The following is a 21,071-nucleotide window of genomic DNA, read 5'->3' as shown; positions in this document are numbered from 1 at the left end:
TAGCAATCGTTCCGGGCCTTACTGGTCAAACCAGTGCTCACGAGCCTTCATAATCAAGGCGCGGGCAGCCTCGGACTCCATGCCGGTCATGTCGACCAGATCGTCAACGGCGAGATCGGCCAGGTCGTCACGGTTAGTCACGCCGTTTTCGGCCAGCTTGCGCAAGAGCTCGGCATCCATACCTTCCAGATCCTTGAGCTCGTCGGCCACTTCTTCCACTTTTTCTTCCGAGGCAATGGCCAAAGTCAGGATGGCATCGCGTGCACGACTGCGCAGCTCATTTACCAGTGCTTCGTCAAAACCTTCGATTTCCAGCATTTCCGCTACTGGCACATATGCCACTTCTTCCAGCGTCGCGAAGCCTTCCTGCACCAGCAGATTGGCCATGTCCTCATCGACGCCGAGATGCTGGATAAAGTGTTCGCGCAGCTTGGCATCCTCTTCCTGATGCTTTTCTTCCGCCTCGCTCACGGTCAGGATGTTCAGTCCCCAGCCGGTCAGTTCGGCAGCCAGCTTCACGTTCTGGCCGCTACGGCCGATGGCCAGTGCCAGTTGTTCCTCTTCCACCACCACGTCCATGTTGTGGTTGTCTTCGTCAATCATGATGCGATTGACCTCGGCAGGCGACAGGGCATTGATGACGAACTGGGCCGGATCAGGTGACCACAGCACAATGTCGATGCGCTCGCCAGCCAGCTCCTGGGTTACCGCCTGCACACGCGAGCCGCGCATGCCGATGCAGGTTCCCTGTGGATCAAGGCGCGCGTCGTTGGATTTCACCGCCATTTTGGCACGCAGGCCAGGGTCGCGGGCCGCTTCCTTGATTTCCAGCGTGCCTTCTTCGATTTCCGGCACTTCCAGCTCGAACAGTTGAACCAGAAACTCGCGTGCAGTACGCGACAGGATCAGCTGCGGGCCACGCCCCTGGCGGTCGACACGCATCAGGTAAGCCTTGACCCGGTCGCCGACACGCAGGTTTTCCTTGGGGATCATCTGGTCACGCGGCAGTACCGCTTCCAGACGGCCGCACTCGACGATGGCATTGCCGCGCTCGATGCGCTTGATGGTGCCGATCACGATACTCTCGCGTCGCTGCAGGAATTCGTTCAGCAGCTGCTCACGCTCGGCATCGCGGATTTTCTGCAGGATAACCTGCTTGGCGGCCTGGGCACCGATACGGCCGAACTCGACGGCCTCCATCGGCTCTTCAATCACGCCATGCAACTCGATGGCCGGATTGCGCTCACGGGCTTCCTCCAGGCTCAGTTCGCGGTCTTCGAACTCCAGTGCCTCGGCATCGACCACGGTCCAGCGGCGGAACGTATGATACTGGCCGGTATGACGATCGATCTCGACACGGATATCCAGCTCATCTTCATTGAATTTCTTCTTGGTCGCCGAGGCCAAGGCCAGTTCCAGCGCACCGAATACCACTTCACGGCTGACGTTCTTTTCACTTGCCAGTGCATCTACCAGCAACAAGATTTCACGACTCATCCAACCCTCCGAATTTTTCTTTACCTTGCATACGCGGCCAACATCCCACCCAAATCAGAACTCAGGCTCCAGCCTGGCTTTGTCGATATTGGACAGGGGAATGGCCACAGTGCGGCCATCTTCGAGCTGAAGCTGCAAGACGCCGTCCTGAATGCCCGCGATACGCCCCGCAAACCGTTTCTGCTGCTCAATCGGCAAGCGGGTTCTCACCTTGGCCAGGCACCCCTGGAAGCGTACATAATCCGCCTCTTTCTTCAGGGGGCGGTCAAGACCGGGGGAGGACACCTCCAGTCGGTCATAGTCGATATTTTCAACCATGAACAGACGTGTCAGGTGATTGCTGGTATTGACACAATCCTCGACCGTGATGCCGCCTGGCTTGTCGATGAATACGCGGAAACCGCCACCGGGGGTCAACTCGAAATCAACCAGCTCATACCCCAGACCGGGCAGCGTATTCTCAAGCAACAAACGTACATCCATGGGCATTCGATTCCAGAAATGAAAAATGGGCGAACCGCCCATCCCTTAAAATGGCGCGATTATACCTGATTTCACGACAGATGAAAACCAATGTACCGAGCGTGGTACCGGCCACCGCGCTTTGCACTTGCGGTGACATCCTGTACATTTGCAACGATTCCAAACGACCGTTTGGAATGCAACTTTAAATAATGCTAAAAAAGATAGATACAACACACCGCACCGAGGGGCTCGGCTGCGGCATCGCATAAACAGCACGATGGAGAAGCCACACGTTATGGAAAAAATCTGGCTAAAAAACTACCAAGCCGGTGTTGCCCACGAAATCGACATCAACGAATTCCAGTCGGTCGTCGAGGTTTTTGAGCGCAGCGTCAACAAGTTCCGCGACCGCCCGGCCATGGCGTGCATGGACAAAATCCTGAGCTACGGCGAACTGGATACCCTGTCTGCCAATTTTGCTTCCTATCTGCAAAACACCCTGCAACTGGCCAAGGGTGCCCGCGTCGCCATCATGATGCCCAACCTGCTGCAGTATCCGGTAGCGGTATTCGGTATCCTGCGTGCCGGCTGCACCGTAGTCAACGTCAACCCGCTGTACACCCCGCGCGAACTGGAACACCAGCTCAAGGATGCCGGCGTCGAAACCATCGTCATCCTGGAGAACTTTGCCGGGGTACTGGAAGACGTGATCGCGCGTACTCCGGTCAAAAATGTGGTGGTAACCGCCATCGGCGACATGCTGGGCTTCCCCAAGCGTCTGATCGTCAATTTCGTGGTACGCAAGGTCAAGAAGATGGTGCCGCCGTGGCACCTGCCGGGCCACACCCGCTTCAACGATACGCTGGCACTGGGCAGCAAACAGCCGTTGCGCAAGGTCGCCATCGGCCACGATGACATCGCCTTCCTGCAGTACACCGGCGGCACCACCGGCGTCGCCAAGGGTGCGATGCTGCTGCACAAGAACATCGTCGCCAACATGCTGCAAGCCGGCGAATGGGTAAAATCGGCAGTACGCGAAGGGCAGGAAATCATCGTCACTGCGCTGCCGCTGTACCATATCTTCTCGCTCACCGCGAACCTGATGATATTCACCGAGCTGGGCGCCCTTAATGTACTGATCACCAACCCGCGCGACATCCCCGGTTTCATCAAGGAGCTGAAGAAATACAAGGTTACAGCAATGACCGGGGTCAACACCCTGTTCAACGCGCTGCTGAACCATCCGGATTTCAAGACCGTCGACTTCTCCACCTGGCGTCTGGCGCTGGGCGGCGGCATGGCAGTGCAGAAGGCGGTAGCGGAAAAGTGGAAACAGGTCACCGGCACCCCGCTGATCGAAGCCTACGGTCTGACCGAGACCAGTCCCGCCGCCTGCATCAACCCGCTGGACTTGAAGGAGTACAACGGTACCATCGGCGTGCCGGTACCATCTACCGAGATCGAGCTGCGTGACAACGACGGCAAGCCGGTGGCGCGCGGCGAGGCCGGCGAGCTGTGCATCCGTGGTCCGCAGGTGATGAAAGGTTACTGGAACCGCCCGGACGAGACCGCCAAGGTCATCGACCGCCAGGGCTTTCTCGCCACCGGCGATGTCGCCGTGATCACTGACGACGGCTTCGTGAAGCTGGTCGACCGCAAGAAGGACATGATCCTGGTGTCCGGCTTCAACGTATACCCGAACGAGATCGAGGACGTAGTAGCCATGCACCCGGGGGTACTGGAAGTGGCCTGCGTCGGCGTTCCCGATGACAAGTCCGGCGAGGTGGTCAAAGTCTTCGTGGTGCGCAAGGACATGAGTCTGAGTGAGAGGGACATCATCGAGCACTGCAAGACCAACCTGACCGGCTACAAGGTGCCAAAGGCGGTCGAGTTCCGCAACGAGCTACCGAAAACCAACGTCGGCAAGATCCTGCGCCGCGCGCTGCGCGCCTGACGGCCACGCGCCCGCAACCACCAACCCGCCGCTTCGGCGGGTTTTTTCATGGCCGGACTCTCTACAGCCGGCTACCATTCGGGCTAGACTAGCGCCACCCCAAGGCGACCTCAAGGCAAGCTGCAACCATGCTCATGCTCCCGTTCCTGAAACTGATGGCCGACAAACAGGCTAGCGACCTGTTTTTCAGCTGCGGCGCCCCGCCGCAGATCAAGATCGACGGCCACACCCTGCCGGTCAACGACAAGCCGCTGAGCGCGGAAAACGTGCAACGCCTCGCCCATAGCCTGATGAGCCCGCAGCAGATCGACGAATTCGAACGCGAGCTGGAGATGAACTTCGGCACCGCGGTGGACGAACTGGGCAACTACCGCGTCAACATCTTCCGCCAGCGCGGCAGCATCGGCATCGTCATCCGTTACATCGCACCAAAGATCCCGTCGCTGGGCCAGCTCAACCTGCCGGAAACGCTGAAGGAACTGACCTCGCTCAAGCGCGGCCTGATCTTTGTCGTCGGCGCTACCGGCTCCGGCAAGAGCTCGACGGTGGCGGCGATGATCGAACAGCGCAACCAGACACAAACCGGTCACATCCTGACGGTGGAAGACCCGATCGAATTCATCTTCGAACACAAGCGCTCGCTGGTGAACCAGCGCGAAATCGGCGTCGACACCCACAGCTACCAGAACGCGCTGAAAAGCGCGATGCGCGAGGCGCCGGACGTACTGATGATCGGCGAGATCCGCGACGCCGAAACGCTGACCCACGCCATCAACTACGCCCAATCCGGCCACCTGTGCATCTCCACCCTGCACGGCAACAACAGCTACCACGCGCTGAACCGCATCATCAGCTTCTTCCCGCTGGAAAACCGCAGCGCACTGCTGATGGACCTGTCGGCCGCGCTGAGGGCGGTGATCTCGCAACGGCTGATCCCCGCCCGCGACGGCAAACGCCGCCCGGCACTGGAGGTGCTGATCAATACCCCGCACATCGCCGACCTGATCCGCAACGGCGAGATCGACAAGATCAAGGAAGCCATCGAGGCCAGCATGACCGAGGGCGCACAGACCTTCGAGCAGTCGCTGTTCCGCCTGTACAGGGACGGTCTGATCTCGCTGGAAGAGGCGCTGCACAACGCCGACTCGCCGACCAACCTGTACTGGCTGATCAACCACGACAACAGCCAGCCGGACGACAGCAAGCCGGACGACGGCGAAAGCTTTGCCGGCTTTACCCTATCCCACTGAACCACAGCCGACGATTACACCCACCATGATTACCCTTTACGGCATTCCCAACTGTGACACCGTCAAAAAAGCCCGCCAATGGCTCAGCGCGCAGGGCATTGACTACGCCTTTCACGACTTCAAGAAGCAGGGCATCGCCGCCGACAAGCTGGCGCAATGGATAGACAGCCTCGGCCTCGATCAGGTGATCAACCGCAAGGGCACCACCTGGCGCACGCTCAGCGAGGCCGAAAAGGCGCTGGCGACCATCCCGGCCAGCGCCATCGACCTGCTGATCTGCAAGCCGTCGCTGATCAAGCGCCCGGTGCTGGAGTGCAACGGCAAGCTGCACCTCGGCTTCAAGGAAACCGACTATCAGGAGGCATTCGGCAAATGAGCGCAACCCTGGAACTGACCCGCACCCTGATCGCCCTGGACTCGATTACCCCGCGCGACGAAGGCTGTCAGGAGCTGATGATCGCGCGCCTGGAAGACCTCGGTTTCACCATCGAGCGCATGCCGTTCGGTGACGTCAGCAACTTCTGGGCCCATCGCGGCCACGGCGCCCCGCTGCTGTGCCTTGCCGGCCACACCGACGTGGTGCCCACCGGCCCGGTGGAACAATGGGACAGCCATCCGTTCCGCCCGGAGATCCGCAACGGCCACCTGTTCGGCCGTGGCGCCGCCGACATGAAGGCATCGCTGGCCGCCTTCATCACCGCCACGGAGCGCTTTGTCGCGGCCAGGCCGCAACACAAGGGCACCCTTGCCTTCCTGATCACCTCCGACGAGGAAGGCATCGCTGCCGACGGTACGGTGCGCGTGGTCGATACCCTGGAGGCGCGCGGCGACGTGATCGACTACTGCATCGTCGGCGAGCCGACCTCGTCGCAGCAGTTCGGCGACACCATCAAGAACGGCCGCCGCGGCTCGCTGTCCGGCCATCTGATCGTGCACGGCATCCAGGGTCATATCGCCTACCCGCAACTGGCCAGGAACCCGGTGCACCTGGCGGCGCCGGCACTGGCGGCACTGGCGGCCGAGGTGTGGGATCACGGCAACGAGTACTTCCCGCCGACCAGCTGGCAGATTTCCAACATCCACGCCGGCACCGGTGCCACCAACATCATCCCCGGCAGCTGCGACATCAAGTTCAACTTCCGCTTCTCCACCGAACACACCGCGGAAACACTGAAAGACCGCGTGCACCAGATCCTCGACCAGCACGGCCTGGCCTACGAGTTGCACTGGCTACTGTCCGGCAACCCGTTCCTGACCGCACCGGGTGCGCTGACCGACGCCATCAGCGGCGCGATCCACGAGGTGGCCGGGGTGGAGCCGGAGCTGAACACCACCGGCGGCACCTCCGACGGCCGCTTCATCAAGCGCATCGCGCGCGAGCTGGTGGAGTTCGGCCCCATCAACGCCAGCATCCACAAGCTGAACGAATGCATCAGCGTCGACGACATCGAGCCGCTGTCGCAAGTATACGAGAAGACCCTGCACAAGCTGCTGGGTTGAGCCCAAGCTTGGCCCAAGGTTGGCCGCAAAAAAGCCGCCCGGTCCGGGCGGCTTTTTCATGGCCGGCAAGCATTCAGCTGAGCGTGCGCCGCTCGTACATCGCCTGCGCCAGCGTGCCCGGATCGACATACTCCAGCTCGCCGCCGACCGGCATGCCGCGCGCGATGCGCGTCACCTTCAGCCCCTGCGCCTTCAGCATTTCCGCGATCAGGTGCGCGGTGACCTCGCCTTCGGCGGTGAAGTTGGTGGCCACGATCACCTCGGCCACCACGCCGTCACAGGCGCGCGCGATCAGCCGCTCCAGGTCGATGTCCCTGGGGCCGACCCCGTCCATCGGCGACAACCGCCCCATCAGCACGAAGTAGAGGCCGTCGTAGCAGCGGGTCTGCTCCAGCATCAGCAGGTCGGCCGGCATCTCCACCACGCACAGCACCTCCTGACGGCGCTGGTCGTCGGCACAGACATTGCACAGCGGCGTCTCGCTGAAGGTGTGGCAGCGCTCGCAGTGGCGCAGATTAAGCAGCGCCCGGTCCAACGCCCGCGCCAGCTTGTCGGCGCCGGCCTTGTCGCGTTGCAGCAGATGAAAGGCCATGCGCTGTGCCGACTTGGGGCCGACACCGGGCAATACCTTCAGCGCGGCGATCAGTTGATCGAGGGACGGGGGATTTTTCATGACAGGACCTGTGGATCACAAAAAAGGTTGGCCGCAAGCACGCACGGCTTGCGGCCAACCTTTGTCGGGGCATGACTCAGAACGGCAGCTTCATCCCGGCCGGCAGGTTCATGCCGGCGGTAAAGCCGGACATGCGCTCCTGCGACAGCGCGTCGGCCTTGCGGCTGGCGTCGTTGAAGGCGGCGGCGATCAGGTCTTCCAGCATTTCCTTGTCTTCCTTGGCATCTTCCAGCAGGCTGTCGTCGATGCTGACGCGCTTGACGTCGTGGCTGCAGGTCATCACCACCTTGACCAGACCGGCGCCGGACTGGCCCTCGATCTCGATCCTGGCCAGTTCTTCCTGCGCCTTTTTCATGTTTTCCTGCATTTGCTGGGCCTGTTTCATCAGACCCGCGATTCCGGCTTTACCAAACATCGTCTTACTCCTGAACGGGTTGTATCGTCTCGGCCAGCAAGGTCGCGCCCATTTCCTGCACGAGCTGCTGTACCACCTTATCGTTTTGCATGATCAGCCTGGCCTCGGCCAGCTGCTCGCGCTTGAAGCGGGCGTCCCGCATCGCCGGGGTTTCCACATCCAGCGTCTCGATCGACACGCTGATCTGCACCGCACGGCCCAGATATTCGCCCAGCACCGTGCGCAGTTTGTCCTGAAAATCGCGACCCGCCATATTACGGAACGCCTCCGGCACCGCGAGGTGGAACACCTCGCCATCCCACCGTTTCAGCGCCGCATTCTGCGCCAGCATGCGCGCGGCGCCCATTTTGGCGCCCAGCTGGCCGATCAGCGCCGACCAGTCGCCATCGAAGGCGATGACCGCCGGCTGCGCCGGGATGGCGTCGGCTTCCGCCTGCAGCAGCGCGTACTCGGCCAGTTCGCCGTCGGCGTCGCCGGCCACGGGCAGCTCGACCATCTCTTCGTCGACTGTCTCGATCTCATCGGCCTCGTCGACTACCGCGAGCATCGGTGCGCTCGCTGCGCTTGCTGCCGCAGGCGCTGCCACCGGTGCCTCGTGCCACGGCGCCAGATCGGCCGGTGGCGCGATGTCAGCCGCTGGCGGCGTGACGGCCAGCGTCGCCGCGGGGGCGGGCTCAGGCTCCGCTTCTGCCGCCGGCAGCGGCTCGGCGGCAGAAGCTGGCGTCACCCCCGACTTGCCGCCGATATTGGCCAGCAGCGCGCGCGCGGGCGACACCGCCGCCGTTGCCGGCGCAAGGTTGGCCGCAGGCTGTGGCGCGCCCGGTGCCGGGCGGTTCTGCGCGGCGGCACGCGGCGCCACCTCGGCGCCACCCTGTGCCGGATGGAAGGCCAGCATGCGCAGCATGGCCATGCTGAAGCCGGCGTGTTCGTCCGGCGCCAGCGCCAGATCACGACGGCCATGCAGCGCGATCTGGTAGTAAAGCTGTACGTCCTCGGCACCCAGGCGCTGCGCGAGGGCAAACAGCGCCTCGCGCTCCGGCTCGTCGGCGGCGATGGCGTCCGGCACCGTCTGTGCCAGCGCCAGCTGGTGCAGCAGCAGCGCCAGCTCGGCCAGCGCGCTGTCGAAACCGATACCGCGCGCCACCAGCGCTTCCACTTCCTGCATCAGGCGCGCACCGTCGGCATCGGCCAGCGCGTCCAGCAGGGCAAACAGGTAGCGCTGGTCGACCGCGCCCAGCATCGCGCGCACGCCGTCTTCGCGCACGTCGCCGACACCGTAGGCGATGGCCTGGTCCAGCAGCGACAGCGCATCGCGCATCGAGCCGGCGGCGGCGCGGCCCAGCAGCGCCAGCGCCGGCGTCTCGAAGCTCACGCCCTCGGTGTCCAGCACGTGCGCCAGATGGCCGGCCACCTGCTGCGGCGTCATGTTGCGCAGGCTGAACTGCAGGCAGCGCGACAGCACCGTGACCGGTACTTTCTGCGGGTCGGTGGTGGCGAGGATGAACTTGACGTGTGCCGGCGGCTCTTCCAGCGTCTTCAGCATCGCGTTGAAGGCATTCTTGGACAGCATGTGCACTTCGTCGATGATGTAGACCTTGAAACGGCCCATGGTCGGCGTGTACTGCGCGTTTTCCAGCACTTCGCGGATGTTGTCGATGCCGGTATTGGACGCGGCGTCGATTTCCAGCAGGTCGACAAAGCGACCGGCATCAATCTGGGTGCAGGCCTGGCACACACCGCACGGCTCGGCGGTGGTACCGGTCTCGCAGTTCAGGCTCTTGGCCAGGATGCGGGCAATGGTGGTCTTGCCCACGCCGCGGGTACCGGTCAGCAGGTAGGCGTGATGCAGGCGCGATTCTTTCAGCGCATTGCTGAGCGCGCGCACCACGTGCTCCTGGCCGACCAGATCGGCGAAGCGTTTGGGGCGCCATTTGCGGGCGAGAACTTGATAGGTCATGGCGGGCGATTCTAGCAGTTTGCGCCCGATTCAGGGAGCAGGCGTCGCGGCAAAACGCGCCGCCAGGTAGCGGTTGCGGATTTCCTGCGCCAGCTCGTGCGCCACCATCGCGTACAGCGTGCTCTTGTTGTAGCGGGTGATGGTGTAGAAATTATTGAGTCCCAGCCAGTAGCGCATCTCGCCCGGCGCCACTTCCAGCGCGAACAGCACCGCCTTGGCATCGTCACGCACCGGCGCCAGCGGCGACACCCCCATCGCGCGCAGCTCGGCCACGCTGTAGTGCAGGTTGAATTTGTCCGCCAGCAGCTTGTCCAGCGCCGCGCCCGGCGTCACCTCGGCCGGCACCACCACGTCGTCGCCACCCAGCCAGCCGTGCAACTGGAAGTAGTTGCCGACGCTGCCGATGGCGTCAACGCGGTTGCCCCAGATATCGCGATGGCCGTCACCGTCGAAATCCACCGCCCACTTGCGGAAGCTGGACGGCATGAACTGCGGCAAGCCCATCGCCCCGGCGTAGCTGCCCTTCAGTGACAAGGCATTGACGTTCTCGCTGCGCGCCAGCAGCAGCAGCTCGGTCAGCTCGTCGCGGAAGAATGCGGCGCGGCGCGGGTAGTCGAAGGCCAGCGTGGACAACGCATCGGCCAGGCGGAAGCTGCCGGTGTTGCCACCGTAGCGGGTCTCGATGCCGATGATGGCGACAATCATTTCCGGCGCGACATGGTATTGCTGCTCGGCGCGGCGCAGCGCGTCCTCGTTGGCCTGCCAGAACGCCACGCCCTCGCCCATCAGCCGCTCGCTGTAGAAATTGGGACGGAACTGGTACCACGGCCGCGCGGTGGACGGCCGGTCCATGATGCTGATGATGTTCGGCTTGAGTTCGACATTGGCGAACACCGCCTCCAGCTCCGGCCGCGTCAGCACGCCGGCGGCAACCTGTTCGTCGATGTAGCGCTGCACGTCCGGCCGCGCCAGAAAGGCGGCATCGGCACGGGCCAGCGCGGCGCACAGCGCCAGCAGGGACAACAGCATCTTGGGCAGCAAAGACATGGCGGATCCGTCAAAAGGTTGGCCGCAAGGCGGCCGGTGATTGAATTCTAGTCGTTGAAATTGAGTGCGCTGGAAACCAGCCGCGCGGTGATGTCGACGAGGGGGATCACCCGCTCGTAGGCCATGCGCGTCGGGCCGACCACGCCGAGGGTGCCGACCACCTGGCCGCCCATCCGGTACGGCGCGATCACCACGCTGCAGTCGTCCAGCGTCACCACGCCGGATTCGTCGCCGATGAACAGGTTCACGCCCGGCGCCTGCCGGCTCTGCTCCAGCAGTTGCAAAAGCTCGGTCTTGCGCTGGAAGGTGTCGAACAGCTCGCGCAGACGCTGCAAATCGCCGCCGAAGTCGTTGGCACACAGCAGCTTGCCCTCGCCGGACACCATCACCTCGTCTTCGCTCAGGCTCTCGCGGCCGAAACGGATCGCCGCCGTCATCAGCCCGCTGATGTCACCCTGCAGGCAGGTCAGCTCCTGCTCCATGCGCTCGACCACCCCGGCCAGCGCCTGGCCGGCATAGTGCTGGTTGAGGAAATTGGCGGCCTCGATCAGCTCACTGCCGCTGTAGTCACGCGGGGTGTTGAACAGGTGGTTGCGCACATCGCCTTCCAGCGTCACCAGGATCATCAGCACCCGCCGCTCGGACAGGCGCAAGAACTCGATCTGGCGGAAAGCCCCGTCCGGGCGCTGCGGCGTCATCACCACGCCGGCAAACCGGGTCAGCTCCGACAGCATCTGCGACGCCGACTGCAACACACGCTGCGGGCTATCCGGCTGCAGGTTGTGACGCAGCTCCTGCACCATCGGCGCTTCCAGCGGCTGGATGGTGATCAGGCGGTCGACGAACAGGCGGTAGCCGCGCTGCGTCGGCACCCGTCCGGCCGAGGTATGCGGCGACGCAATCAGGCCCATCGCCTCCAGATCCGCCAGCATGTTGCGGATGGAGGCTGGCGACAGCTCCAGACCGGAAACTGCGGCCAACGTTTTCGAGGCGACAGGCTGGCCGTCGGCGATATAGCGCTCGACCAGCACCTTGAGCAGGCGTTGCGTACGTTCATTCAACATCCGGCCATTCTGGCACAGCTTGGCTTGTCGCCAAAAGCATTACTTGCACCGCCGCTTATGCCATAAGCAAGCTTGGCCGCCGGGGGTTTTGTGCGATAATCCTGCACTTGATATCCCGCGCGCCCTGCCCTTGTGGTGCGCACGCATCGTTGCCTATCGCTTTTATTTGGCACGCCAGATGAAAACGTACATAATCAAACCCAATCCCTTACACCACACCGTTGAATGAATGGAGCAAGCATGGCGGAGCGTTCCGAAGACAAGAGCAAGGCCCTGAGCGCAGCACTGGCCCAGATCGAAAAGCAGTTCGGCAAAGGCTCGATCATGCGCATGAGCGACAACCAGGTGCACGAAAACCTGCAGGTGATCAGCACCGGTTCGCTCGGCCTTGACCTCGCCTTGGGCGTTGGCGGCTTGCCGCGTGGCCGCGTGGTGGAAATCTACGGTCCGGAATCGTCCGGCAAGACCACGCTGTGCCTGCAGGTGGTCGCCGAGGCGCAGAAGCTGGGTGGCACCTGCGCCTACATCGACGCGGAAAACGCGCTCGACCCGTCCTACGCGCAAAAGCTGGGCGTCAAGGTCGACGAGATGCTGATCTCGCAGCCGGACACCGGCGAACAGGCACTGGAAATCTGCGACATGCTGGTGCGCTCCGGCGGCGTCGACATCATCGTGGTCGACTCGGTGGCGGCACTGGTGCCGAAGGCGGAAATCGAAGGCGAAATGGGCGATAGCCACGTCGGCCTGCAGGCGCGCCTGATGTCGCAGGCCCTGCGCAAGCTGACCGGCAACATCAAGCGCACCAACACGCTGGTGATCTTCATCAACCAGATCCGCATGAAGATCGGCGTGATGTTCGGCAGCCCGGAAACCACCACCGGCGGTAACGCGCTGAAGTTCTACGCCTCGGTACGCATGGACATCCGCCGCATCGGCGGCATCAAGAAGGGCGAAGAGGTCATCGGCAACGAGACCCGCGTCAAGGTAGTGAAGAACAAGGTGTCGCCACCGTTCAAGCAGGCGGTGTTCGACATCTTCTACGGCGAAGGCATCTCGCGCGAAGGCGAAATCATCGACATGGGCGTCGAGCACGACTTCATCAGCAAGTCCGGCGCCTGGTACGCCTACAACGGCCAGAAGATCGGCCAGGGCAAGGACAACACCCGCCAGTGGCTGAAGGACAATCCGGAAGTTGCCAAGGAAATCGAGCGCAAGATCCGCGATACCGTCGGCGTACAGACCGTCGCCAACAAGGATGACGCAGCAGACGAAGAAGAGCTGCTCGACGACACCTTCGATGTCTGATGGCGATGCCTGATGGCCGGCACTGAAAAAAGCCTGAAGGCGCGAGCCGTCGATCTTCTGTCCCGCCACGAGTACTCGCGGCTGGAACTGAAGCGGCGGCTCGCGCCGTTTGCCGATAGCGAAGCAGAAGTCGACGCGCTGCTGGACGAGCTGGCCGCCGACCACTGGCAATCGGACAGCCGCTTTGCCGAAGCCTTTGCCAACAGCCGCGGCCAACGTTACGGCAGCCGCCGCCTGGCGCAGGAAATGCGCGAACGCGGCATCGACCGCGACACCATCCAGTCCGCGCTGGCGCAGCAGGACGACCTGGCCACCGCACGCGCCATCTGGCAGCGTAAGTTCGGCCAGCCGCCGGCCGACCAGCAGGAGCGGCTGAAGCAGATGCGCTTTCTCGCCGGCCGCGGCTTCGGCATGGACATCATCCAGCGCGTCCTGCGCGGCGCCGGCCGTGACATTGACGACGAATGAGCGGCAGCGGCACTTGCCAGCACCGGCCACGCTTGCCACAATCGGGCATCGCTTTTTGCACCGCGCTGCCGCAAGGTTGGCCGCAACCCGAATTCACAGAAGATACTGACAAAACCCCCATGAAAACAGCTGAAATCCGCCAGAAGTTCCTCGACTTCTTTGCCTCGAAAAACCATCAGGTGGTTGCCTCCAGCAGCCTGATCCCCGGCAACGACCCGACCCTGATGTTCACCGTGGCCGGCATGGTGCAGTTCAAGGACGTGTTCCTCGGCTTCGAAAAGCGCGACTACACCCGCGCCACCACCAGCCAGAAGTGCCTGCGCGCCGGCGGCAAACACAACGACCTGGAAAACGTCGGCTACACCGCGCGTCACCATACCTTCTTCGAAATGCTGGGCAACTTCAGCTTCGGCGACTACTTCAAGCAGGACGCCATCACCTACGCCTGGGAATTCCTCACCGGCGAGCAATGGCTGGCGCTGCCGAAAGACAAGCTGATGGTGACCGTCTACGCCAGCGACGACGAAGCCTACGACATCTGGCACAAAACCGTCGGCCTGGCGGCAGACAAGATCATCCGCATCGGCGACAACAAGGGCGCGCCGTACGCGTCCGACAACTTCTGGACCATGGGCGACACCGGCCCGTGCGGCCCTTGTACCGAAATTTTCTATGACCACGGCGAAGAAGTCGCCGGCGGCCCGCCGGGCAGCCCGGACGAAGACGGCGACCGCTTCATGGAAATCTGGAACAACGTGTTCATGCAGTTCAACCGCGACGAGACGGGCACCCTGCACCCGCTGCCGAAACCGTCGGTGGATACCGGCATGGGCCTGGAGCGCCTGTCCACCGTGCTGCAGCACGTGAAATCCAACTACGAAACCGACGCCCTCGCCTGCCTGGTGCGCGCCGCCGCGCGCGAAACCGGTGTCGAGTACAGCCAGAACGTGCCGTCGCTGAAAGTGATCGCCGACCACATCCGCGCCTGCTCGTTCATGATCGCCGACGGCATCCTGCCGTCCAGCGACGGCCGCGGTTACGTGCTGCGCCGCATCGCGCGCCGCGCCATCCGCCACGGCTACAAGCTGGGCCAGAAAGGCCTGTTCTTCCACAAGATCGTCGCCGACCTGGTGGCCGAGATGGGCGACGCCTACCCCGAGCTGCGCCAGAAACAGGCGGTGATCGAGGATGCGCTGCGCCAGGAAGAAATCAAGTTCGCCGAGACGCTGGAAACCGGCATGGCGCTGGTTGATGCCGCGCTGACCGGCGGCAAGAGCGCGATGGACGGCGACACCGTGTTCAAGCTGTACGACACCTTCGGCTTCCCGGTAGACCTGACCGCCGACATCTGCCGCGAGCGCCATATCGAGGTCGACATGGCCGGTTTCGAGCGCGCGATGGAAGAGCAGCGCAGCCGCGCCCGCGCCGCGTCCGCGTTCAAGGTCGCCGGCAACGTCAGCTACGATGGCGCCGATACCAGCTTCCACGGCTACAGCCAGCACAGCGTCGATGCCAAGGTGATCGCGCTGTACAAGGGCACCGAGCCGGTGCAAACGTTGGCCGCAGGCGATGAAGGCATCGTGGTGCTGGACAACACCGCCTTCTACGCCGAAGGCGGTGGCCAGGTCGGCGACGTCGGCGAGATCTCCGCCGCCGGTGGCGTGGGCGCCCTGTTCGATGTCAACGACACCCAGAAGATCAAGTCGGCGGTATTCGGCCACACCGGCCGCCTCGCCAAGGGCAGCCTCAACATCGGCGATACCGTGCAGGCCACCATCGACCTGCACAAGCGTCTGGCCACCGCGCGCAACCACTCGGCCACGCACCTGCTGCACGCCGCGCTGCGCAAGGTACTGGGCAGCCACGTCGCGCAGAAAGGCTCGCTGGTCAACGCCGAACGCACCCGTTTCGACTTCGCCCACGGTCAGCCGCTGAGCGCTGAAGAAATCGCCGAGATCGAGCGCGTGGTCAACCACGTGGTCGCAGCCAACCACGAAGTCAAGGCCAGCCTGATGGGCTACGACGACGCCATCCGTGCCGGCGCCATGGCGCTGTTCGGCGAAAAGTACGGCGATGAAGTGCGCGTACTGCAGATGGGCGACTTCTCCGCCGAACTGTGCGGCGGCACCCACGTTGGCCGCACCGGCGACATCGGCTTCTTCAAGATCGTGGCCGAAGGCGGCGTCGCTGCCGGCGTGCGCCGCATCGAAGCGCTGACCGGCGAAGGGGCGGTCGCCTACGTGCAGGCCCAGGACCGCCTGCTGAAGAGCGCTGCGGCCAACCTCAAGGCGCAGACCAGCGACGAGGTGCTCGGCAAGATCGGCGCACTGCAAAGCGAACTGAAGGCGCTGGAGAAGGAACTGGCCGCGGCCAAGGGCAAGCTGGCCGCCTCCGCCGGCGACAGCCTGGCAGAACAGGCCATCAAGGTGAACGGCGTCAAGCTGCTGGCCGCCGAGCTGGACGGCGCCGACAGCGCCGCACTGCGCGACCTGCTCGACAAGCTGAAGGACAAGCTCGGCTCCGCCGTGATTGTGCTGGGCAGCAAGTCCGACGGCAAGGTGGCACTGATTGCCGGCGTCACCAAGGACCTGACCGGCCGCTTCAAGGCCGGCGAGCTGGTCAACCATCTGGCACAGCAGGTTGGTGGCAAGGGTGGTGGCCGTCCGGACATGGCCCAGGCCGGCGGCACCCAACCGGGAAACCTGAGCGCGGCCATCGCCAGTGCCAAGGACTGGCTGGCCGCCAAGTAAGTCACGCCAGCGGCAAACAAAAAGCCCACCTTCCGAGGTGGGCTTTTTCATGCGCTATCGCCGCCAGCATGATGCGGGTCAGAGATCATGCTGTCGCCAGCGCGACGGTACAGGCTACGGCCCTGCGCCTAGCCTAGCCAGCGCGCGGTGGCGAAACCGGCAATGGTCAGCAGCAGCGAGCCGAACAGGTGCAATGACACCGCCAGCAGTGCGGTGCCATAGCGCTGCAACTGCAGCAAGGACACCACCTCCAGCGAGAAGGTGGAAAACGTGGTCAGTGCACCGAGAAAACCGGTGAGGATGAACAGCCGCCACTCCGGCAGCCAGTGCGGATTGGCCACGAACAGGCCGGCGATCAGCCCCACCAGATACGCGCCCAGCCAGTTGGCAACCACGGTACCCGGTGGAATGGCCGGAAACAGGCGGTTGAGTTGCGCCGCAAAGCTCCAGCGCAGCAAGGCGCCCAGCACCGCCCCACTGGCAATCGCCACCACCGACTTGATCATGCCGCCTCCTCCATTGCCGCTGCCATATGCTAAACAAAAAACCCGCCGGAAGGCGGGTTTTTGATTTGGCTGGCTCCCCGACCTGGACTCGAACCAGGGACCTGCGGATTAACAGTCCGTCGCTCTACCGACTGAGCTATCAGGGAACATTCAAACTTGTTACTGCTGACATCAAGCCAGACATTACATCACTGGCTTGCTGCACTGGGTGTTGGTGGCTCCCCGACCTGGACTCGAACCAGGGACCTGCGGATTAACAGTCCGTCGCTCTACCGACTGAGCTATCAGGGAACATCAAACTTAATTACTGCTGACATCAAGCCGACATTACATCACTGGCTTGCTGCACTGGGTGCTGGTGGCTCCCCGACCTGGACTCGAACCAGGGACCTGCGGATTAACAGTCCGTCGCTCTACCGACTGAGCTATCAGGGAACATCAAACTTGTTACTGCTGACACCAAGCCAGTCATTACACCTGCTGGCTTGCTGCGCTGGATATTTTGGCTCCCCGTTCCGGTCTTACTGCGAACCGTTGAGCTTAATTTTGCCTTGCCGCAGCGCTTTGTACGTCGTGCTGCGTAAGAGGCGCGAATATTATAGCCACTTCGCTTTTCCGTCAACACCCAGCGCTATTTTCCCCCCCTGATTTCGCTATGCCGCCTGCGCTGTAATGGCAGCATGGCCACGAAACGCGACCTTTCCTCCCCGCTTGATTCTGTCTCCTTCCGTTGCAATCCCTGCCGCCATACTTTTGATGCCGAGCCGGATGCCGTGGAGGATGACCCGTCGGCAACGCACCACCCTTACCGCTATACCGCCGCCTGCCCCCAGTGCGGCCAACCTTCCGGACAGGCGCCATATCACAAGGGGCTGCTGAAGGCCTGGGCGAATGCCACCGGACCGAAAACCGCCGAGGGTAAGGCCGCCACCGCCCGCAATCTGGATGGCCACCCGACGCCGGAAGAGGCCAAGCGCACCCGTTTCAACGCCATGAAGCACGGCATGAACGCAGAGACCGCGCAGTACTTCCCAGCGAAGCCGGACGGCTACCCGACGTGTGCCAGCTGCGACGTGGACCGCGACTACTGCCGCAACCAGCCGGCCTGCGTGCGCCAGACGCAGCTGTTCATGGTGACGCACGCGGCATTCGAGCAGCGCAACCCCAAGCACCTGATGCCGATCATGGCCAGCATGCAGGCCAGCATCACCGCCATCATCCAGCAGATCCTGCAGACCATCATTGCCGATGGCGTGAAGCTGGAGACGCCAGCGTGGGCGATCTCCCGCGAGGGGGATGTGGTGCTTGGAGAGTATCGGGATCTGGCTACCGGCGACCTTCACCGCATCATGGAGGTGAAGGCGCACCCGCTGCTGAAACCGCTGCAGGAGTTCCTGAGCCGGAACAACCTCAGCCTGGCCGACATGGGCATGACGCCGCGCGTGATCGAGCAAGAGGAACAGAAGCTGGGCCGCCTGCAGCAAGGCGACGGCCCGCCGACGATGTCGCTGGAGGATTACGCTGCCAAACAAGCAGAATCCATGGCCGCGCTGCGCGTGCTGGCCGAGCGTGCCAACGCCCGCAAGCAAGCCGACCCGGTGCTGGTGGAGTACCAGCAGCAGAACGGCGGCGGCCAGTGAGCGGCGACCGCACCAGCGCCGCCCAGCGCATCAAGATCCAGCACCGTGCCGAGGAAGAGGTGATGCGCTATGCGCACCCGGATCCGGCGACCGGCATCAAGCCGCACGCGCTGTGGGCCAAGCACGTCCACAACGTGGATCTGGACCCGATGCAGGTGCTAAAGATGCTGGAGATGGACGCCAACCCCAACACGGTGGACTTCAGCTGCCGGCGGACGGGCAAGACGGCGGTGAAGGAGATGTACGCGCTGGAGTTTCTGGCCACGACAGCGTTCCAGGAAGAAGGCATCGTGGCACCACGGCTGCAGCAGAGCCAGACCAACATCACCTATCACCTGGACGCCATCCGCCGCAGCGATATCCTGAGCGGCTACATCGCCTACAAGTCCGGCCGCCGGCAGATCGCTGACCTGAAATACCAGTTCCACAACGGCAGCAAGGCAAGCTGCTACGGGATCATGAGCCAGATCGACGGTGACGGCATCAGCTTCGCCAGTCTGGAAGAGACCGACGACATGCCGGCGGATCGCCTGTTCTCCCGGTTCCTGCCCATGCTGGGCTCCGCCCGACGCCTGGGTGTGGATCAGGGGGTGAGTTTCAAGCCTCAGATCCGCATCACCGGTGTGCACAAGGGCGCCGACGTGCTGAGCCACCTGATCGAGACCGGCGGTTACCACATCCTGCCGCCGGTGGACGTATACCTGGGCATCGAGCTGGGCATCCTGAATGAAGCGTTCGTGCTGGAGATGCAGAGCCAGCTGCCCGAGGCGGAATACATCCGCCAGTTCCTGTGCATCAACGCCGCCGCGCAGAACTGGATCTGGGAGAAATACATCCGCCGCGCCATGGCCGTGGGGCTGCAGGCCGGACTGGAGGCTGCCGGCCCGCTGCCTGGCCAGCGCTACCGCAAGCGCGGCTTGTTGTCGTTCGGCTATGACCACTCCGGCCACGGTGAGAGCGCACACGCATCCTGTTCCGCGCTGGTGGTGTGCGAGCAGGTCGGCAACTTCGTGACCTTCCCCTTCGTGAAGACGTGGCCAGCCGGTACCGACGATGCCGTGGTCGAACGCGACCTGCTGGGGCTGTGGGGATACTTCCGTCCGGACTACGCCATGGGCGACGCCTACGGCCTGGGCATGCTCACCAGCCTGAACGACAAGCTGTTTGCCCAGGGGCTGACCGAGATCGACCGGCGCAGCATCGGCGATGGCCAGTCTGTGGCCAGCACCTGGCAGCACTGGCCATTCGCGCCGATCCGCTTCGAAGGCATGACCAAGCACAGCATGGCCAGCGCCCTGCGTGCGGCATTCCACAACGGCCAGGCGGCCATCCCCTATGTCGATGATGGCACCGACGCCCTCAAGGCCAAGAACGCGGCCAACACGAGCTGGGGGCCGTCCGCGCTGAACCAGGTGCAGGCCGATGCCAGCGACTGGGGCAAGTTCATCCGCCAGCTGGGCAACCTGAAAGCCAAGCCTGTTCAAGGCTCCAGCTACAACAGCTACAAGATGGCCAACCCGAAAATCGGGGATGACCTGTTTGATGCGGCCTGCGCCGGCGTGTGGGCATTGCTCACCCGTGGCGTGGCCAGCTATGTGCCGCCAGTGATCGCCAGCCGGCAGGTCACCACCGAACAACTACTGGGGATGCGCTGATGAGCTACGCAACACAAAAGCCGGAGCGGGTGCTGCCCCGCCCTATCCTGCCCGCTGCCCTGCCGCTATCACCTGCCGGACGGGCGCGGGCGGCAAGCATGCGCGACAAGTGGCGCGCCGCGTTCGGCGATGACCAGTTCATCCGTGACCTGGTCGATGCCGGCCTGATTCACGGCTGGCGTGATGTGCTGTCCGTAACCACTACCGAGGACCCCGACCATGGGCATGATTGATTCCCTGCTGGGCCGCTTCGGCTATCAGCGCCAGACCGTCGCCAGCCAGGCCGACACCACCGACCGCACCCTGCCCGGCGAAACCGCCAGCAATACCACCGGCACCAGCGAGGCCGGCCGCCGCGGCACGCCGGAAAGCCAGGTGAAAACCATCTACCGGCAGCTGACGGTGGATTACGAGCTGCGCGCCATCATCAACGACATCCGGATGATGGATAAGCAGGACGGCCGCGTGAAGCGGATCCACAACCGCATTGCACGGGACGTGACTCGGGGCGGCATCGTGATGCTGAACGCCACCCCGGGCAGCCAGCTGCAGGCGCAGTGGGCGGCCTATGTCCGCCGGCTGGAGCTGAACAACCCGCAGAAGCTGAAGAGTGATGCCCGCGGCCTGCTGATGGAAGGCAACCTGCCGATCCAGTGGGTGCTGGATGGTGCGGCCAACGTTGTCGCCGCCGTGCGCATGCCTACTGAAACCATCCGCCCCAACGTGGCGCTGAACGGGCGCTTTATCGACCCGCGCCAGGCATACACGCAGATGGACCTGCAGGGCGGTACCGAGCTGGCCAGCTTCCCGCTGTGGCAGCTCACCATGGCGCGGCTGGACCCGGACAACCACGACGACATGGCCGCCCTAGCAGCCTGTCGGACTTAACGAGCCGTATGAGATAATTCGGATCATCCAAAACACA

At 63.3% G+C, this 21,071-nt stretch carries 19 protein-coding genes and 3 tRNA genes; 11 read left to right on the top strand and 11 right to left on the bottom strand.

All coding sequences use genetic code 11. The features are described from left to right. Positions 1-18: 18 nt before the first annotated feature. Entirely contained in the window at positions 19-1,497 is a 1,479-nt protein-coding gene (nusA, locus tag IE083_RS12745; protein ID WP_189354120.1) for a transcription termination factor NusA, read from the bottom strand. Between the two features lie 54 nt (positions 1,498-1,551). After that, on the bottom strand, positions 1,552-1,980 hold the full coding sequence (gene rimP / locus IE083_RS12740; RefSeq protein ID WP_189354116.1) for a ribosome maturation factor RimP: 429 nt from the start codon (positions 1,978-1,980) through the stop codon (positions 1,552-1,554). Positions 1,981-2,257: 277 nt separating this feature from the next. Between rimP and IE083_RS12735 the strand changes: the two genes are divergently transcribed. From IE083_RS12735 to dapE, 4 genes are all read left to right on the top strand, one after another. Next, positions 2,258-3,916 carry a long-chain-fatty-acid--CoA ligase gene (locus IE083_RS12735; protein WP_189354113.1) on the top strand — a complete coding sequence of 553 codons (1,659 nt, stop codon included), beginning with the start codon at positions 2,258-2,260 and terminating at the stop codon, positions 3,914-3,916. Between the two features lie 128 nt (positions 3,917-4,044). After that, positions 4,045-5,166 (top strand): PilT/PilU family type 4a pilus ATPase, encoded by a 1,122-nt coding sequence (locus IE083_RS12730; protein WP_189354111.1) that lies wholly within the window; start codon positions 4,045-4,047, stop codon positions 5,164-5,166. A gap of 25 nt (positions 5,167-5,191) precedes the next feature. Beyond that, positions 5,192-5,542 (top strand): ArsC family reductase, encoded by a 351-nt coding sequence (locus IE083_RS12725; RefSeq protein ID WP_189354109.1) that lies wholly within the window; start codon positions 5,192-5,194, stop codon positions 5,540-5,542. Continuing rightward, positions 5,539-6,666 (top strand): succinyl-diaminopimelate desuccinylase, encoded by a 1,128-nt coding sequence (gene dapE, locus IE083_RS12720; RefSeq protein ID WP_189354106.1) that lies wholly within the window; start codon positions 5,539-5,541, stop codon positions 6,664-6,666. Before IE083_RS12725 ends, dapE begins: the two co-directional genes overlap by 4 nt. 73 nt (positions 6,667-6,739) lie before the next feature. On the opposite strand, the gene recR is transcribed toward dapE, so the two are convergent. The 5 genes from recR to hrcA form a co-directional block, all read right to left on the bottom strand. Then, entirely contained in the window at positions 6,740-7,339 is a 600-nt protein-coding gene (recR, locus tag IE083_RS12715; RefSeq protein WP_189354104.1) for a recombination mediator RecR, read from the bottom strand. 76 nt (positions 7,340-7,415) lie between these two features. Then, positions 7,416-7,754, bottom strand: a complete 339-nt coding sequence (locus IE083_RS12710; RefSeq protein ID WP_189354101.1) for a YbaB/EbfC family nucleoid-associated protein — start codon at positions 7,752-7,754, stop codon at positions 7,416-7,418. Between the two features lie 4 nt (positions 7,755-7,758). After that, positions 7,759-9,711, bottom strand: a complete 1,953-nt coding sequence (gene dnaX, locus IE083_RS12705) for a DNA polymerase III subunit gamma/tau (RefSeq protein ID WP_189354099.1) — start codon at positions 9,709-9,711, stop codon at positions 7,759-7,761. 30 nt (positions 9,712-9,741) lie between these two features. Beyond that, the gene (gene mltB / locus IE083_RS12700; protein ID WP_189354097.1) at positions 9,742-10,758 is read right to left on the bottom strand and encodes a lytic murein transglycosylase B; all 1,017 of its coding nucleotides are present in this window, start codon (positions 10,756-10,758) and stop codon (positions 9,742-9,744) included. 47 nt (positions 10,759-10,805) lie between these two features. Next, positions 10,806-11,822, bottom strand: a complete 1,017-nt coding sequence (gene hrcA / locus IE083_RS12695) for a heat-inducible transcriptional repressor HrcA (protein WP_189354095.1) — start codon at positions 11,820-11,822, stop codon at positions 10,806-10,808. A gap of 240 nt (positions 11,823-12,062) precedes the next feature. Between hrcA and recA the strand changes: the two genes are divergently transcribed. From recA to alaS, 3 genes are all read left to right on the top strand, one after another. After that, complete coding sequence (gene recA / locus IE083_RS12690) at positions 12,063-13,127, top strand: recombinase RecA (protein ID WP_189354092.1); 1,065 nt, start codon at positions 12,063-12,065, stop codon at positions 13,125-13,127. 12 nt (positions 13,128-13,139) lie between these two features. After that, positions 13,140-13,595, top strand: a complete 456-nt coding sequence (gene recX, locus IE083_RS12685) for a recombination regulator RecX (protein ID WP_189354089.1) — start codon at positions 13,140-13,142, stop codon at positions 13,593-13,595. A gap of 119 nt (positions 13,596-13,714) precedes the next feature. Then, the gene (alaS, locus tag IE083_RS12680) at positions 13,715-16,345 is read left to right on the top strand and encodes an alanine--tRNA ligase (protein ID WP_189354087.1); all 2,631 of its coding nucleotides are present in this window, start codon (positions 13,715-13,717) and stop codon (positions 16,343-16,345) included. A gap of 128 nt (positions 16,346-16,473) precedes the next feature. On the opposite strand, the gene crcB is transcribed toward alaS, so the two are convergent. The 4 genes from crcB to IE083_RS12660 form a co-directional block, all read right to left on the bottom strand. After that, positions 16,474-16,851 (bottom strand): fluoride efflux transporter CrcB, encoded by a 378-nt coding sequence (crcB, locus tag IE083_RS12675; protein WP_189354085.1) that lies wholly within the window; start codon positions 16,849-16,851, stop codon positions 16,474-16,476. A gap of 70 nt (positions 16,852-16,921) precedes the next feature. Beyond that, a tRNA-Asn gene (locus IE083_RS12670) sits at positions 16,922-16,997 on the bottom strand. Between the two features lie 69 nt (positions 16,998-17,066). Beyond that, positions 17,067-17,142: transfer RNA gene (locus IE083_RS12665), tRNA-Asn, on the bottom strand. Positions 17,143-17,210: 68 nt separating this feature from the next. After that, a tRNA-Asn gene (locus IE083_RS12660) sits at positions 17,211-17,286 on the bottom strand. A 245-nt stretch (positions 17,287-17,531) separates the two neighbouring features. On the opposite strand from IE083_RS12660, the gene IE083_RS12655 reads away from it, so the two are divergent. The 4 genes from IE083_RS12655 to IE083_RS12640 are packed head-to-tail and all read left to right on the top strand — an operon-like array spanning position 17,532 to position 21,034. Next, entirely contained in the window at positions 17,532-18,491 is a 960-nt protein-coding gene (locus tag IE083_RS12655; protein WP_189354082.1) for a hypothetical protein, read from the top strand. After that, a complete protein-coding gene (locus IE083_RS12650; protein WP_229799745.1) occupies positions 18,488-20,146 on the top strand; it encodes a hypothetical protein in 1,659 nt (552 codons plus the stop codon). Before IE083_RS12655 ends, IE083_RS12650 begins: the two co-directional genes overlap by 4 nt. Then, complete coding sequence (locus tag IE083_RS12645) at positions 20,146-20,379, top strand: hypothetical protein (protein WP_189354080.1); 234 nt, start codon at positions 20,146-20,148, stop codon at positions 20,377-20,379. Before IE083_RS12650 ends, IE083_RS12645 begins: the two co-directional genes overlap by 1 nt. Next, the gene (locus tag IE083_RS12640) at positions 20,366-21,034 is read left to right on the top strand and encodes a hypothetical protein (RefSeq protein WP_189354078.1); all 669 of its coding nucleotides are present in this window, start codon (positions 20,366-20,368) and stop codon (positions 21,032-21,034) included. The genes IE083_RS12645 and IE083_RS12640 overlap by 14 nt, the downstream gene beginning before the upstream one ends. The last annotated feature ends 37 nt before the right edge of the window (positions 21,035-21,071 follow it).

The sequence above is a fragment of the Vogesella fluminis genome (genome assembly GCF_014652335.1).
Classification (GTDB): domain Bacteria; phylum Pseudomonadota; class Gammaproteobacteria; order Burkholderiales; family Chromobacteriaceae; genus Vogesella; species Vogesella fluminis.
The sequence above is the reverse complement of the archived record's forward strand: the minus strand, read 5'-3'. Positions and strand labels throughout refer to the sequence as shown.